A 15109-nucleotide genomic window follows, 5' to 3' on the forward strand; every position below is an offset into this window, starting at 1 on the left:
GATATTTTATGACTGAAAAAACAAAGTTAGTTCGCATTGCTACTCGTAAAAGTGCATTGGCACTGTGGCAGGCTGAATTTGTAAAAGCGCAGCTAGAGCATTTTCACGATGACGTGCGTGTAGAGCTGGTGCCTATGTCGACTCAAGGTGACATTATTTTAGATACACCACTGGCTAAAATTGGTGGTAAAGGCTTATTTGTAAAAGAACTAGAACAAGCCATGCTTGATGGGCGAGCAGACATTGCAGTGCATTCAATGAAAGACGTGCCAGTCGAATTTCCAGATGATTTAGAGTTACATGTTATTTGTGAGCGTGAAGACCCGCGTGACGCGTTTGTATCAAATAATTTTGCCAATATTGATGCGTTACCGCAAGGCGCCATTGTTGGCACCTCAAGTTTACGTCGCCAATGCCAAATTAGAGCGTTGCGTCCAGATTTAGAAATTCGTGACTTACGTGGCAATGTAAATACACGTTTAGCAAAGCTTGATAGTGGTCAATACGATGCGATTATACTCGCAGCGGCTGGGCTAATTCGTTTAGAAATGGGTGAACGTATTCGTGACTTTATTGAGCCAGAAGTGTCGTTACCTGCTAATGGTCAAGGTGCTGTCGGTATTGAATGCCGTATAAATGATGAAGTTACTAAAGCCTTATTAGCTCCGCTGGAGCACAGTGAAACTCGTATTCGTGTTAATGCCGAGCGCGCAATGAACCGCCACTTAGAAGGGGGCTGCCAAGTTCCGATTGGTGCTTATGCATTGGTTGATGGTGAGCAAGTGCATTTACGTGGTTTAGTTGGGGCGATTGATGGCAGCGAAATTTTACGCGATGAAATTTGTGGGCATGTTGATGATGCGGAAAAATTAGGAGTTGAGCTGGCTAAAAAACTCTTAGCACAAGGCGCAGATAAAATCCTTGCTGACGTATATCGAGACGCATAATGAAACACATCTTGATAACTCGGCCCGAAGGAAAAGGCGCAGCCCTTGCACAGCAACTTGAGCAAGCGGGTTATCAAGCGTCTTTATGTCCTGTTCTAAAAATAACGTATTTAACCCCAACCAGCGTTGAGCTAAGCCCGTTGGTTAATGCCGACAAAATTATTTTTGTTTCGCAAGATGCAGTACATGCACTGAGTGCCCTTAAGCCTGTAATTAACACCAAAGCGCAGTTTTATGGTGTTGGCCAACAAACAGCCGACACCATTTATGAAGTATTTGGTGTACGTGCTGCTTTGCCAAAACAACATGACTCTGAGGGGTTGCTGGCGCTTAAGTCATTGGCTGAGGTTGATGGCAGTAATATCGTGTTGGTTAAAGGCATTGGTGGGCGACCTGAGATAGCAAAAACCTTAAAACAACGCGGTGCTTTTTTAAATAATTGTGTGGTGTATCAGCGCGAGCCGGTAGCGCAACAATCCGCTGACTGGATAGACCACTGGCAAAGCCAGAATGTACACGGTATAGTCATTACTAGTAATGCCGCCGTTGATGCCATTTTTAATACCCTTACCGCGGCGCAACTAACATGGTTACAACAGTGCGAATTTTATGTTGCCAGTGAGCGTATTGGCGATTATTTACAACAGCAAAAAATAAATTCGACACATATACATACTGCGGCAGGAGCTAGCGACCACGCTATGTTTGCCTGCATTAATCAGCAAGGTAGCAAAATGAGTGAACAGTCAGCGACGTCAAAAGTAGAAAAAGCAGCAGCGCAGCCAATAGCCAATAACACGTCTAACACCGCTAAAAATGACACTGCAAAAGCCAATAATCAAACGCAAAATAATACCCATAAAGTGAGTAAGGTGGGGAGTTTAGCGTTGGTGATTTCGTTACTTGTTGCCAGTGGCGTGGGTTATGAGTTTTATCAAAAGCTCAATGCCGGTAAAGTGCAAAATTTAGCGGTTAATGCATTAACAGAGCAAAATAAGATATTGCAGCAAGAGCTGCAAGCGCTTAAGTCTGAGCAGCTCAGTCTACAGCAAGCGTTACAAAAGAGCGAAGAGCAAACTGCTATGGCGCTTAATGAAAACTCTGTAAAAAATCAGCAAGCATTAAAAGCAGCACTGCAAAAAGTGCAGCAAAGTGGTAACACATTAAACCCACAAGAAGTGACTAGCTTACAACGCATGGCTGAATTTAAATTGTGGGCTGAACAAGATTACCAAGGCACAAGTGCAGTGCTTAAACGTTTAGATTCACTTTTAAGCGATCACCCAGGCACGCTTGAGTTACGCCAAGCAATTATACAAGACATACAAACGCTCGATAGCATTAAACCCGTTGCAACAGAGGCGATTTACTTACAGTTAAATAGTGTAAAAGATCGTATCGATAACTTGGTATTTAATGCGGTTAATTTGCCAGAAGAAGCGTCAGTAACTGATGAAAACGCGCTCTCTGAAAATATGAGTGATTGGCAACAAAACATCCGAAATAGCTGGAATAAAATAGTTGATAGCTTTATTACAATTCGCCATCACGAAGGGGTATTAATAGAGCCGCTATTAACTGATAGAGCGCGCCACCTGATTAATCAGCGCATAAAGCTCAATATTACTCAGGCGCAAGATGCACTAATGAGCAAGCAAGCCAGCATCTATTTTAGCGCCTTAAACGACACAAAACGTTTGGTTAATGAATACTTTAAGCAAGATGATAATGCCACAAAAGTGGTACTACAAACTTTAGTAAACCTTGAAAAAGAGCCGCTTAACTTTAACCCTGAGGTGACATTGCAAAGTACTGAGCAAGTTAAGGAGTGGGCACAATGATAGGGTTGATCATTTTTATTGTCGCTATTGTATTGGTATTAGCGATCACTCCTTTCGTGTTAGATGAAAAAGGCTATGTGCTGATTTCATTTAATAACACCACCATAGAAGGTACGATTGTTTCGTTTTGTATTATGGCGGCACTGAGCGCAGCGGCTTTGTATTTAACTTACAAACTCGTACGCTACTGTTTATCTATTTACAGAAATACCAAACATGGATTTTTTGCTCGCAGCCAAGAGCGCAAGCATGCAGCTATAGAGCAAGCACTGTGGAGCTTGATTAATGACGATTACGCGCAAGTGGAAAGCGCGTTATCAAGTAACAGTGTGCCAGCTAAATTTTTAGACATACGTTTGGCGTTACTAGCAAAAGCTGCACTGGCAAATAATCAACCCGATAAAGCGCTGGAATACTTGTTTGAAATAAGCCCTGAGCAGCAACTAAAAGTGGCTAAACTATGGTTAGCCAGTGGCGACAGCAGTGTTATTGAACCGCAAATACGGATGGCGGCTGAATCTAAAAAAGCCACGGTACTTGAGCTTAAACTGTACACTGAAGTGTTGGTGCAACAGCAGCACTTTAAAATATTAGAAGACTTTTTACCGCGCTTATTACGTAAAGATGCATTGAGCGATAAGCAGTGGCAGCAGGTGTTTTTAGCTTATTTTGCTGCTCAAGCGAGTGATGAGCTAACCAGTAAGTACCAGCAATTAGGTAAGAAATTGCAAGCACATGCGCACACTGCGTACTTAACTCAAATGGCAAAAACAGGGCAGTTGGCGAGTATTGAAAACGAGTTAATTAAAATGCTCAAACACGCTAAGCACCACTCTGAACTTGCCGACATTTTACGTGAAGCTGCGCCAAGTAATGCTTACAAGCTGCAATCAAGCATTCAAGAGCGGTTGAAAAAAGACGAGCACAATAACGCGTTATTATTAGCGCTGGCGTGTTTAGCGAATGCCCAAGGTGATTATGATTTAGCTGCACGAGTATTCGACAAAGCGCTTAATAGCGATAACAAATCACAGTATCGACAACAAGCTATACTAAGCTATAAACACAGCGCACAATTAGATAAGGCGCTTGTGCTCTATCAATAATGGATTATATTTTATAAATCAATAATTAAAAGCGCAGGAGCGAAGGCTATGAAAAATGTGTTTACACTCTCTTTTAGTCTTGCATGCGCTTATTTTTTTACTGGTTATCTTAGTAATTTATTACTCGCAGTTGACGGTTATGCCGTGGCTTCTTGGCCACCTGCAGGCATTGCACTAGCCAGTTTTTTATTATGGCGCCATCGCGCTTACTTAGGCATTATTGCTGGTTCTTTACTGATTAATTTAATTCATTTAGACCATGTTACAGATATTTTAAACTGGCAAATTTTGTTACATGCAGTGGGCCTCAGCGGCGCTGCTTTTTTGCAAGCATGGCTCGGCGCGCAAATAATTACAAAAGTAATAAAAGCCCCTCTAGATCTTTCATCGATAAAATTGAGTATTCAAAGCTTAGTAATTGCAGGTCCTGTCTGTTGTGTTATAGGCGCCATTGCTGGTACGAGCTTATTAGTATTTAACCAGATCATCCCTGCTGCGAATGCGCTGGATAATTTTATTACTTGGTGGATAGGTGACAGCATTGGCGTATTAATTTTTACCCCATTACTATTAGCTGTATTTCACTATTCTGAGATGCGCCATCGACTACAAGTTATTGTTCCTGCATTACTTATTTATGCGATTATTAGTATTAGCTTTTATGGTGCAGCGAGCGTAAAAAAACAAAAAGACACTCAAAAGCAAGAAACGAAAGTGCTTGCGACTCAAAGCGCTATAAATCAAAAGTTAGATGAGATCATTGCGCATCTATCTTTATTAAGTGGTTTTTTAGCAAATAGTGAAGACGTTAGTTTTAGTGAGTTTACGCAGTTTACAGCTAAACAATTAAGCTACAGTGAAGAAATACTTGCTTTTAAATGGGTTCCTGCGATTACTGATGATTCTCGTGCCGAGTATCAATCATGGATTGAGCAAGTTGATAGCGAAAACCCGTTTATCAAACAAAAATCAGCGAATGGGCAATGGCAAAAAGCCCCCTATCGAGAGCTCTATTACCCCGTAAAATATATAAACCCACTTAGGGGAATGAAAGATATTGTTGGGTTTGATTTAGGTTCAAACGAGCAAGTACGCACAGCACTCACTAAATCTAAAGTACTTAATGAATTGGTGATCAGTGAACCGACAGCACTGATACCGAATAACGATGGATTAAGTGTACTCTTTATGTATCCCGTTTTTGGAAATGTGGTAACAGAAGGCGATTTTAAAGGATTTGTTGTTGCCGTGGTTAGCTTAGCTAAACTTTCTAAGTCGCTGTCGTTTGACTCTAATGAGCGTATTGCGATTAGTTTTTTTGATATTAATAATGCTGAAAAACAGCAGGCACTTTATATTGCAGAGCATCATTCTATGGTGTTACTAAAAAAATATCAGTTGTTAATTGGTCAGCGAATGTGGCGCGTTGAGCTGCATCAACCCGTTTTAAAATCATCGTGGTTCATATACTGGCTAGCGCAAATAGTGGGTATGTTATTTGTGTGGTTGTTGATTATATTTTTGATCTCTGTGACGGCTACCAATATTCGGATTCGCGAACAAGTGGCAAAGCAAACACTCACGCTACGCCAAGAAAAACAAAAGGCCGATGAAGCCAATGCTATAAAAAGTCAGTTTTTAGCCAACATGAGTCATGAAATACGCACGCCAATAAATGGCATAAAGGGTATGCACTATCTAGCGCTACAACAACAGGATTGGCAGCAAGCAAAAGGCTATATAGAGCAAGCTGATGGTGCTCTAAGTGTATTATTAAGAGTGTTAAACGATGTACTCGACTTTTCTAAAATGGAAGCCGGTAAACTTGAGTTAATGCAAGAGCCTGTGAACCTCAAACAATTAGCCGAGGACATCGTCGGTTTAATGCAATTTGAGATGGAGAGTAAATCGCTTTCTTTAAAATTAGAGTATGACAGCGATGCGCATTTAACTCTCAATACCGATCCTATTCGTTTAAAGCAAATTCTGCTTAATTTATTAAATAATGCAGTAAAATTTACCGCAAAGGGCTGTATTACGTTAAAGATTTGGCAATCATCAAAAATGACATACTTTAGCGTTAACGATACCGGGATTGGCATTAGCTCTGCAGCTCAAAAACAGCTTTTTAAACCCTTTTCTCAAGCAGATAGCTCAACGTCGCGTCAGTACGGTGGTACAGGTTTAGGTTTGAGTATTTGTAAAAAATTGGTCGAATTGATGGGAGGGGCTATTGATTTAAAAAGCAGTGAGGGGCATGGATCTACGTTTACTTTTAGCTTACCAGTTCATTCATCGCTGCCAAAAGCCAAATACAGTGCTGATGCTTTATCAAAAATTGATGTGAGTAATATTTCTTTAGAAAAATATCAATTACTTATAGTGGAAGACAACCCATTAAACCAACATGTTGTAAGTGCTATTTTAGAAACTAAACACGGTATTGCTGATATCGCAAATGATGGCTTAGAAGCGATTGCGATGCTTAGCGAAAAAAACTACGATCTAGTATTAATGGATATTCAAATGCCGAATATGGATGGCTTACAAGCAACAAAAGTGATTCGTAATGAGTTAGGTTTTTTTGATTTACCTATTATTGGTTTATCCGCCAACGCTCACGAACAAGACGCTCAAAAAGCGATTACCTCTGGAATGGATAGCTATATGACCAAGCCTATTGAAGCTGATGAGCTATTTAAAACGCTTTGGTATTATTTATCTCGCTTAGATAAGTAACAGTTATTTTTGTACAAAAGGCAGACATAAGACCTCCAAGCGCCATTTTAAATATTCTACACTTGAAATATTACTGTACCTGCGTATCATTCGCGCAATTTTAACTCAACCGAGTAGCTACTATGATTAATAGAAAAATACCTTTGCTAGATATTCACCGTCACTTAGATGGGAATGTACGCGCGCAAACCATACTAGAACTTGGTCGTCAGTTTAATATAGCTTTACCAGCAGATAATGTTGAGGCACTTATTCCTCATGTTCAAGTTATTGATCCTGAGCCAAACCTAATGGCATTTTTACAAAAGCTTGATTGGGGGGTCACGGTACTGGGTGATTATGATGCTTGTAGACGAATTGCGATAGAAAACATTGAAGATGCACAAGCGCAAGGCCTTGATTACGTAGAACTACGTTTTAGCCCTTACTACATGGCACAAAGCCAAGGTTTACATCCTCAGGGCGTTGTTGAAGCCGTGGTTGATGGTATTAAAAGTGCAACAAAAGATGCTGATATTAAAGCAAACTTAATTGGTATTTTATCTCGTACTTACGGTGTTAAAACCTGTCAACACGAGCTGGATGCTTTACTTGCTTTTAAAAATGATTTGGTCGCGGTTGATTTAGCGGGTGACGAAATTGGTTACCCTGGTGAACTGTTTGTTGATCACTTTAAACAAGTACGCGATGCATATTTAGCGGTTACTGTGCATGCTGGCGAAGCATTGGGTGCTGCCAGTATTTGGCAGGCATTAAACGAGCTTGGCGCAAGCAGAATAGGGCATGGCGTTAAAGCGATTGAAGACTCAACGCTAATGGATTATTTACGTGATAACCGTATTGGTATTGAATCGTGCTTAACCAGTAATATTCAAACCAGCACAGTGAATGATTTAACTAAGCATCCGCTTAAACAGTTTTTAGATCATGGCATTTTGGCCAGCATTAATACCGATGATCCGGCTGTTGAAGGGATTGAAATTGAGTACGAATACGCAACTGCAGCGCCACAAGCTGGTTTATCGCAAGCTGATATGGAAAAAGCGCAAGCCAATGCACTTGAGATTGCGTATTTAAGTGATGCAGATAAACAGGCACTCAAAACCAAAGTCGCACAGCGTTAATCACCTGTACTATAAAAAAATGCCACTGTTTACAGTGGCATTTTTGTTTATATGTGAGTTTGACAGCTAACGTAATTATCATAAAGTGCTTTTAAAATATCGGCACGGCTGATCATGCCAACTACAACGTCACCATCAACCACAGGGTAATTCTTTGGCTTACCGGGTTGCATTTGTTCTGCTAATTCCATGATATTGGTATCACCGCTGACCGTCACAACTTCTGTTTGCATCAACTGCGATACTTTTACCATACCGTCACAAAAATAACTGCTTTGCATTAGGGGTTTAAGTAGCTCTTGCTCAGAGATAAAACCTACTAGCAACTTGTTATCGTCAAATACTGGGGCACCAAGCAATTTAAATTTTTGTAGTTCTGCAATGGCGGTCGTCATTTCTGTATTAGGGGTGATATGAGGCAACTTGTGTTGCATAAAATCTTTTACTTTTGTATTTAGCATTTAGGTTTCTCCCGCTGAATGTTCTATACAAAGTATGGTTTATAGATTGGATTTTAGGAAATTGTTTATGTTGATGAGTTTAATAGGTAATAACAATCATCGCAGCGGTAATGGCGGGCAATAAAAACAATTAAGGCACCCTAAGGTGCCTTAAAAATGATGCATTTGCTGTTATTTTATAAAAGCAAATGCATCCGCGTACATGTTTTCGCGAATGGCACCGTGGCTAATAAAGTCATCGCGCACTATGCCTATCATGTCAAAACGACCTGCCATGTAAATATCATAAGGTTCAAGCGAGATGATATCGTTCATAACCGCTTTATGCACATAACCAGTATGGCCAGTCCAGCTGTCAGTAGGATTTTCTACCACAGGAATAAATTCGAAGTGCTTATGACTATCTGCCCAAGCTTTCATTTCGCTGTGTGCATACAGCGCAGACTCTTCTTTAACACCCCAATAAAATAGCACTGGGCGCTGACAATTTATTTCAGCAAGGTGATCGGCCATTGATTTTGCGTAAGAGAAGCCTGTGCCGCCAGCAAGTAAAATAATGGGGCGCTCGCACTGCAAACGTAGTTGAGAAACACCTAAGCCCGCTTCAATAGTAACTGTTTGATTATTATTGTGGGCACTACGAAGGTGCTCTAGCGATTGCATAGCATATGAGTCAGCAACTGAAGCACCAATATGTAATTCTAAAGCATCCGTTTGTGAAGGACGGCTTGCAATTGAAAACGCACGTTTATCTTTTTCACCTAAAACCAATTGTAAATATTGGCCAGCTTCAAATGTGACGGGTTGCTGCGGCTTTAAAATAACTTTATGAACAAATTCTGTTAGTGGACTGATAGAGACAACGTCAGCGTGTAATGTTTGCATGTTTTACCTTAAATTAGCGGATACGCACTTTATTTGAGCAATAGTAGCATATCCGCAGGGTGAGTTTATAGCCTAGACCAAAGTCGTTAAAGAATACCTAGGCTATCCCAAAGTTCATCAACGCGATCTTTAGTGGCTTGATCCATAACAATAGGTTCGCCCCACTCACGGGTTGTTTCGCCAGGCCATTTGTTGGTTGCATCCATGCCCATTTTTGAACCAAGGCCAGAGACAGGCGATGCAAAGTCTAAATAGTCTATTGGCGTGTTTTCAATTAACGTGGTGTCGCGTGCAGGATCCATACGGGTAGTAATAGCCCATATTACATCGTTCCAATCTCGGGCGTTAATGTCATCGTCGCAGACAATAACAAATTTAGTGTACATAAACTGTCGTAGGAATGACCAAACCCCCATCATTACGCGCTTGGCGTGCCCGGGGTATTGTTTTTTCATCGTAACCACGGCCATACGGTACGAGCAGCCCTCTGGCGGTAAATAAAAATCAACGATTTCTGGAAACTGTTTTTGTAAAATTGGCACAAATACTTCGTTTAAAGCCACCCCTAAAATAGCTGGCTCATCAGGCGGACGACCCGTAAAGGTACTGTGATAAATAGGGTCTTTACGATGAGTAATATGAGTGACTGTCATAACGGGAAAGTCATCGACTTCATTATAGTAACCCGTATGGTCGCCATAAGGGCCTTCAGGTGCCATTTCACCTGGCATAATATGCCCTTCAAGCACGATTTCTGCGCTGGCCGGTACTTGTAAATCATTCGAAATAGACTTAACCACTTCCGTTTTACTGCCACGCAATAAACCGGCAAAAGCATATTCGCTTAATGTATCGGGGACCGGAGTAACCGCCCCTAAAATTGTGGCAGGATCAGCCCCTAATGCCACTGATACCGGATACGGCTCACCAGGGTGTTCTTTGCACCACTCTTGAAAATCAAGCGCGCCACCACGATGAGATAACCAACGCATAATAATTTTATTTTTGCCAAGTAACTGCTGGCGGTAAATCCCTAAATTTTGACGCTTTTTATAAGGCCCTTTGGTAACGGTTAAACCCCAAGTAATTAAAGGCGCAGCATCACCAGGCCAGCAATGCTGAATAGGAAGCTTGGTTAAATCAACATCGTCACCTTGTAAAATAACTTGTTGGCAGGGCGCTTTTTTTACTTCTTTGGCTGGCATATTAAGGACTTGCTTAAATACCGGAATTTGTCCAAGGGCTTCTTTAATGCCTTTCGGTGGTTCTGGCTCTTTTAAAAATGCCAATAACTTACCAACTTCTCGTAATTCACTGACATCTTCTTGGCCCATACCCATTGCTACACGCTTAGGTGTACCAAATAAGTTAGCTAGAACAGGCATGTCATACCCTTTCGGGTTTTCAAATAATAAAGCGGGGCCTTTAGCACGCAGTGTGCGATCGGCAATTTCGGTCATCTCAAGATACGGGTCGATTTCTTGGCTGATGCGTTTTAATTCGCCTCGTTTTTCAAGTAAATCGATAAAATCGCGTAGATCTTTGTATTTCATTGTGGGCCGTTACTTAGCAAAAAGTTAAAAGTATTATACCCAGTTCATGCAAGCCAAGTCATTACTTGCACTTAAAACTTAAAGCGCTCTACCGCACCTTTTAAAGAGTGTGCAAGTTGATTAACATCTTCACTTTCGCTTGCTAGGGTCGTCGCATTGTCGGCATTTAAGGTGGCATGATCGGTTACCTTAGCCATTATTTGTTGGATATCAGTGCTGTTTGCAAGTTGTTCATGCGATGCATGGGCAATGTCTTTGCTCATTGCATTGACCGATACTAACGTGCTTTTGATACGCTCAACGGCTGCATTTAGTTCAGTACTGTTTTCAACACAATGTTTGGCTTGTTGTTGACCATCATTTATTTCAGCTTGGGTAGACTGAGTATGTTGTTGTAGTGTGTTGATCATGGTGGTTATTTCGCTAGTGGAGCTTTGTGTTCGTGCTGCAAGCGAACGCACTTCATCAGCCACTACGGCAAATCCTCGACCATGTTCACCGGCTCTTGCTGCTTCAATGGCCGCATTAAGCGCTAGCAAATTGGTTTGCTCTGCAATACTGCTAATCGTATCAACAATAGCGCCAATCAGTTTGGTGTATTGTGCAAGCTCCTCGGTGCTGCTGACGGCTTTATCTAGGCGGCTTAAAAGAGATTCAATACTTTGGCTATTGTTGTTTGCAATGTCATTGACATCATTTGCAAACTGCGAGGCATTCGTTATTTCATTTGAGGTACTCTGCGCTTGTTCGTAAACGGCTTGTGAGCTTTGTAGCATACGTTGCGCTAATGAGGTTGCTTGTGCGCTGCGTTCCAGCTGTTGCTTAGCAACGATGGTCATTTGTTGCCCTTTTTCACTGGTTTGAATGGCTGAATTATCGAGTTCGTAGGCGTCGTTACTGATCCCTTTTATTAGGTGAGTTAAATCATCACAAAGCTTATTGGTATTATGCAGTAGGGTACCAAACTCGTCTTTACTTAGAGGATTACTACGCTGTGAAAAGTCACCTGAGGCTATGCGTGCGAGTTCTTTATTCACCTTTTTAAGTGGTTTTAGCATGGCGTTAGTAGTAAACACTGAAATAATAACCAGCAAAACAATTAAAACAAAAGCAATAATAATAACTAAGCTAGAGCCGGTATTGATTGCTGACTTAGCGCTCTCTTGCAGGGAGTTAAAGCGCGTGTCTGCAAGTTTATTAAGCTCAATTAGTTGATTTTCTATAATGATAAAAGCATGTTGAAAACTTTCAAACCGCTGATCAACCTTGTCTTTGCTATTGAGTACAGTGTTCTGCAATGCATACAGCCCATCAGGATTATTTAATAGGCTGCTTAAATCGTTAAACGCCGCTATTAACTCATTGGCGTTGAGCTTATTTGCAATAGGAGAGGCTTGTTGCTCTAAATAACTAAGATTAGATTGAATATTATCGAGTAAAAAAGAAGTGTCCTGTTGGTGGGCATTGATATCTTCAGAGGTGGTTACTTGCCCAATGCCTTTGACATTATTGTTTAGAGTAAATAATAAATCATCAATTCGAGTCGCTGTGCCAAAGACTGCATTTAAAAGCGATTGCTGGTTGCCCGCTACGTTTATAAGCTCTATATCAAGTAATTGGTTACTCAGATCGCGAAGCTGTTCATTAAAGGTAACTGTCAGTGCTGCGGCGGTACTTTGCGCCTTAAAGCGTTGCTCTTTTGCTGCAAGCATGTCGTTGCTTATAGTGTTTAGTTTAGTGAAGTCATTATGAATAGTAACAAGTAATGTTTGCATACTTTGTTGCTTGGCAACTTGTGCTTTTAGCGTCTCTAATTTATTAAAAAACTGTGTTTGCTCTGCGTGTGCTTGCTTTTTATTTTGCAGTAGTAAATCAAGTTTAGTTTGGCTGTAAGCAATGGCGTTAAATTTAGTAATTGAAAGTAGCGATAAACGCAGGTCTTTACTCGCTTGCTGTACCGGAACCGCTAACGTTTCTATGCGCGAGTTAGTGGTACTGATTTGATGGAGTGACCAGTAAAAAAATATGCAGCTGGTGAGCATTAACAGGCCAATAGCTGAAAAGGCTAAAATTATTTTATGTTTTATAGCGATAGAATGCATAACTTTATCAACAGTATTAAGACTTTTGTTAGTGTAGCAAGTTTTTTAATATGTTGTTAGTTAGTGGTTAATTGCTTGTGCATTGATATTTTTTACCGTTAATTATTAGCATAGCTTGCTCGCCCTTACTCCAAAACAGTACCTTGGTATTAATATATTTGCTACCAGAGGCACTCACCTCATGAGTTAATAAATAATCATGCTTATTAAAGCGGAGCGTCGCCTGTTTGTTGCTAATAATATCTAGCTGTGCAGCGGTGTTATCGCACATGTAGTTTGTTGTAATGGGTTGCTCATTGCATGCAACCAGGGCTATTAAAGCAATAGTAATGGCGTAGTGTTTCATTAGGCTGTGTTTTACTTATTTAGTCGCTTGGTTAATTAAGAGCTTAGCAAAGCTAAATTAACCGTTGGTGAAAATAAGGCTTTACGTTATGTTTAAGCTCTTATTTTTAGCTAGGGAATATCATGGCTGGCACTAACCTCTTAACATTACTTGATGATATAACGACCTTACTTGATGATATTGCGACCATGAGTAAAGTTGCGACTAAAAAAACGGCAGGCGTACTAGGAGATGACTTGGCGCTCAATGCGCAGCAAGTTACAGGGGTCACTGCCGATAGAGAGCTGCCGGTAGTATGGGCGGTGGCAAAAGGGTCGTTTTTAAATAAAGCGATATTAGTCCCTGCTGCGTTATTAATTAGTGTGTGGTTGCCTTGGCTAATTACGCCACTTTTGATGATGGGTGGTTTATTTTTATGTTTTGAAGGCGCTGAAAAAGTATTTGCTCGCTTTTTACCTCACCATGAGGAAACGATAGATGATGATGAAAAGTTAGATTTAGTTGAATATGAAAGGCAAAAAGTAAAAGGTGCTATTCGTACTGACTTTATTCTGTCTGCTGAAATTATTGTAATTACCTTAGGGACTGTGGCTGGGGCTACGTTAATGAATCAAGCACTGGTGCTAAGTGTTATTGCCATCATCATGACAATTGGTGTTTATGGACTGGTAGCTGGAATTGTAAAACTTGATGATGCAGGATTGTATTTACTTAACCAATCAAAACTCTCTGCGAATAAATTTAAAGAATTACTGGGTAAAGGCCTACTTGCAGCAGCTCCCCGACTTATGCAGTTTTTAGCCTTTGCAGGTACAATCGCCATGTTTTTAGTGGGGGGTGGAATTTTAGTGCATGGTGTTGAGTTACTGCATCATACGCAGATTGATATCACACATTACGCCCAGTCAACTTTAGGTGGGGTAGGTGAGATGCTAGCCCCTTTAGTATTTGATGGCTTACTTGGTGTGGTTGCGGGTTTGGTTATTGTTATTATGCATGTAACCTATACTAAGCTCTTTAAAACCCATAGTAGCGCGGCGTAATCGCGCTACTTTACATTATTCACATTGTGCACTTTTACATAATTGCTCAAGCTCGTGTTTAGCTTTGCTATTACCTTGAGCAATGGCTTTTTTATACCAATAAATAGCTTGTGGGGCGTTTTTCTCTGTGCCTTGCCCGTCGCGATACATTTGCGCCAGATTTAGTTGCCCCCATTGAGAACCTGTTTGCGCTGCAAGAGTAAAGCTTTCTAGCGCTTCATCGTATTGCCCATCTTTGTGGTACATAATTCCTTGTTGATTATTTTTATCGAGCTTTACTCCTTTATATAAAGGTTTTGGCTGTGGCGGAAACATCACAAATCCCCCATATAAACTATTTGCATAGGGGCGCAGCACGTCGAATATAATGTCATCCTTGTATAAGCGTTTTATTTCATTACGAGGTAGGGTGATGGTTTTAGACGAAAAGTAATCTCTTTGCACTAATAAACTGGCACGCATTGCTGTGGTTATAGCGCTGCTGCGCTTATAGCTGTAATTACTCACCTGAAACGTTATAAATTGCTGATCAAAGCTCAGCACTTGCGCGACTTTTAAATTAGTCAGTGTCCACGGTTCATGAGTGAATTTATCGGCCTTTACTAAATAGGTGTCGTAGGCTTTGGGGTTGGTTAAATAACTTTGTTTTAGCGCCTCAGCATTAAGGTGTTTTTGGTAAAAAAATAACAATACCCACAGCAATAAAACTAACCCAATACAGTATTTGGGTAGGCTTAGCTTTTCGAACAGGGGTAACTTTTTAATGCTTGTAGGCTCACAATGTCCACATTGATAGCACTCGCGTTTATAGCTCAACTTTATCGGAACTATAGGAAGAATAGTAAAGCGCAAAAAGCGGCTTTGGTTAACTAAGTGATAGCTGTTACTTTTGCAATTAGGGCAGCACTGTACTTGTGTAAAATGAGGAAAAGACTCACTGGTATTGAAAAGCAGCATGAAAA

Annotated in this window: 12 protein-coding genes; 6 read left to right on the forward strand and 6 right to left on the reverse strand. The window is 40.7% G+C overall.

The annotated features are described in order from the left end of the window. Positions 1-8 precede the first annotated feature (8 nt). The 5 genes from hemC to add all read left to right on the forward strand — a co-directional run bounded on the left by hemC (position 9) and on the right by add (position 7757). Positions 9-947, forward strand: a complete 939-nt coding sequence (gene hemC, locus L641_RS0111695; RefSeq protein WP_024601984.1) for a hydroxymethylbilane synthase — start codon at positions 9-11, stop codon at positions 945-947. After that, positions 947-2788, forward strand: coding sequence for a uroporphyrinogen-III synthase (locus tag L641_RS0111700; RefSeq protein WP_024601985.1), 1842 nt, complete (start codon positions 947-949; stop codon positions 2786-2788). Before hemC ends, L641_RS0111700 begins: the two co-directional genes overlap by 1 nt. Then, complete coding sequence (locus L641_RS0111705; protein WP_024601986.1) at positions 2785-3894, forward strand: heme biosynthesis HemY N-terminal domain-containing protein; 1110 nt, start codon at positions 2785-2787, stop codon at positions 3892-3894. The genes L641_RS0111700 and L641_RS0111705 overlap by 4 nt, the downstream gene beginning before the upstream one ends. Positions 3895-3942: 48 nt before the next feature. After that, complete coding sequence (locus L641_RS0111710) at positions 3943-6633, forward strand: ATP-binding protein (protein WP_024601987.1); 2691 nt, start codon at positions 3943-3945, stop codon at positions 6631-6633. 122 nt (positions 6634-6755) lie between these two features. Continuing rightward, positions 6756-7757: an adenosine deaminase gene (gene add, locus L641_RS0111715; protein WP_024601988.1), complete on the forward strand. Its 1002-nt coding sequence runs from the start codon at positions 6756-6758 to the stop codon at positions 7755-7757. Positions 7758-7804: 47 nt separating this feature from the next. On the opposite strand, the gene L641_RS0111720 is transcribed toward add, so the two are convergent. The 5 genes from L641_RS0111720 to L641_RS0111740 form a co-directional block, all read right to left on the reverse strand. Further along, positions 7805-8218 (reverse strand): CBS domain-containing protein, encoded by a 414-nt coding sequence (locus tag L641_RS0111720; RefSeq protein ID WP_013463737.1) that lies wholly within the window; start codon positions 8216-8218, stop codon positions 7805-7807. Between the two features lie 171 nt (positions 8219-8389). Then, entirely contained in the window at positions 8390-9103 is a 714-nt protein-coding gene (fre, locus tag L641_RS0111725) for an NAD(P)H-flavin reductase (RefSeq protein ID WP_024601989.1), read from the reverse strand. A gap of 86 nt (positions 9104-9189) precedes the next feature. Beyond that, complete coding sequence (gene ubiD, locus L641_RS0111730; protein ID WP_013463739.1) at positions 9190-10656, reverse strand: 4-hydroxy-3-polyprenylbenzoate decarboxylase; 1467 nt, start codon at positions 10654-10656, stop codon at positions 9190-9192. A 71-nt stretch (positions 10657-10727) separates the two neighbouring features. Then, entirely contained in the window at positions 10728-12758 is a 2031-nt protein-coding gene (locus L641_RS0111735; protein WP_024601990.1) for a methyl-accepting chemotaxis protein, read from the reverse strand. A gap of 67 nt (positions 12759-12825) precedes the next feature. Continuing rightward, on the reverse strand, positions 12826-13104 hold the full coding sequence (locus L641_RS0111740) for an MliC family protein (RefSeq protein WP_013463741.1): 279 nt from the start codon (positions 13102-13104) through the stop codon (positions 12826-12828). Positions 13105-13226: 122 nt separating this feature from the next. On the opposite strand from L641_RS0111740, the gene L641_RS0111745 reads away from it, so the two are divergent. Beyond that, complete coding sequence (locus tag L641_RS0111745) at positions 13227-14147, forward strand: DUF808 domain-containing protein (RefSeq protein WP_013463742.1); 921 nt, start codon at positions 13227-13229, stop codon at positions 14145-14147. Between the two features lie 15 nt (positions 14148-14162). On the opposite strand, the gene L641_RS0111750 is transcribed toward L641_RS0111745, so the two are convergent. Next, positions 14163-15104 (reverse strand): tetratricopeptide repeat protein, encoded by a 942-nt coding sequence (locus L641_RS0111750; protein ID WP_024601991.1) that lies wholly within the window; start codon positions 15102-15104, stop codon positions 14163-14165. Positions 15105-15109: the final 5 nt, after the last annotated feature.

This window comes from Pseudoalteromonas sp. TB41, assembly GCF_000497975.1.
In the GTDB taxonomy this organism is placed as follows: Bacteria; Pseudomonadota; Gammaproteobacteria; order Enterobacterales; family Alteromonadaceae; genus Pseudoalteromonas; species Pseudoalteromonas tetraodonis.

Excerpts from the sequence above, each read along its gene's own strand:
- hemC (WP_024601984.1), top strand. The coding sequence starts at position 9 with ATGACTGAAAAAACAAAGTTAGTTCGCATTGCTACTCGTAAAAGTGCA.
- L641_RS0111700 (WP_024601985.1), top strand. The coding sequence starts at position 947 with ATGAAACACATCTTGATAACTCGGCCCGAAGGAAAAGGCGCAGCCCTT.
- L641_RS0111705 (WP_024601986.1), top strand. The coding sequence starts at position 2,785 with ATGATAGGGTTGATCATTTTTATTGTCGCTATTGTATTGGTATTAGCG.
- L641_RS0111710 (WP_024601987.1), top strand. The coding sequence starts at position 3,943 with ATGAAAAATGTGTTTACACTCTCTTTTAGTCTTGCATGCGCTTATTTT.
- add (WP_024601988.1), top strand. The coding sequence starts at position 6,756 with ATGATTAATAGAAAAATACCTTTGCTAGATATTCACCGTCACTTAGAT.
- L641_RS0111720 (WP_013463737.1), bottom strand. The coding sequence starts at position 8,218 with ATGCTAAATACAAAAGTAAAAGATTTTATGCAACACAAGTTGCCTCAT.
- fre (WP_024601989.1), bottom strand. The coding sequence starts at position 9,103 with ATGCAAACATTACACGCTGACGTTGTCTCTATCAGTCCACTAACAGAA.
- ubiD (WP_013463739.1), bottom strand. The coding sequence starts at position 10,656 with ATGAAATACAAAGATCTACGCGATTTTATCGATTTACTTGAAAAACGA.
- L641_RS0111735 (WP_024601990.1), bottom strand. The coding sequence starts at position 12,758 with ATGCATTCTATCGCTATAAAACATAAAATAATTTTAGCCTTTTCAGCT.
- L641_RS0111740 (WP_013463741.1), bottom strand. The coding sequence starts at position 13,104 with ATGAAACACTACGCCATTACTATTGCTTTAATAGCCCTGGTTGCATGC.
- L641_RS0111745 (WP_013463742.1), top strand. The coding sequence starts at position 13,227 with ATGGCTGGCACTAACCTCTTAACATTACTTGATGATATAACGACCTTA.
- L641_RS0111750 (WP_024601991.1), bottom strand. The coding sequence starts at position 15,104 with ATGCTGCTTTTCAATACCAGTGAGTCTTTTCCTCATTTTACACAAGTA.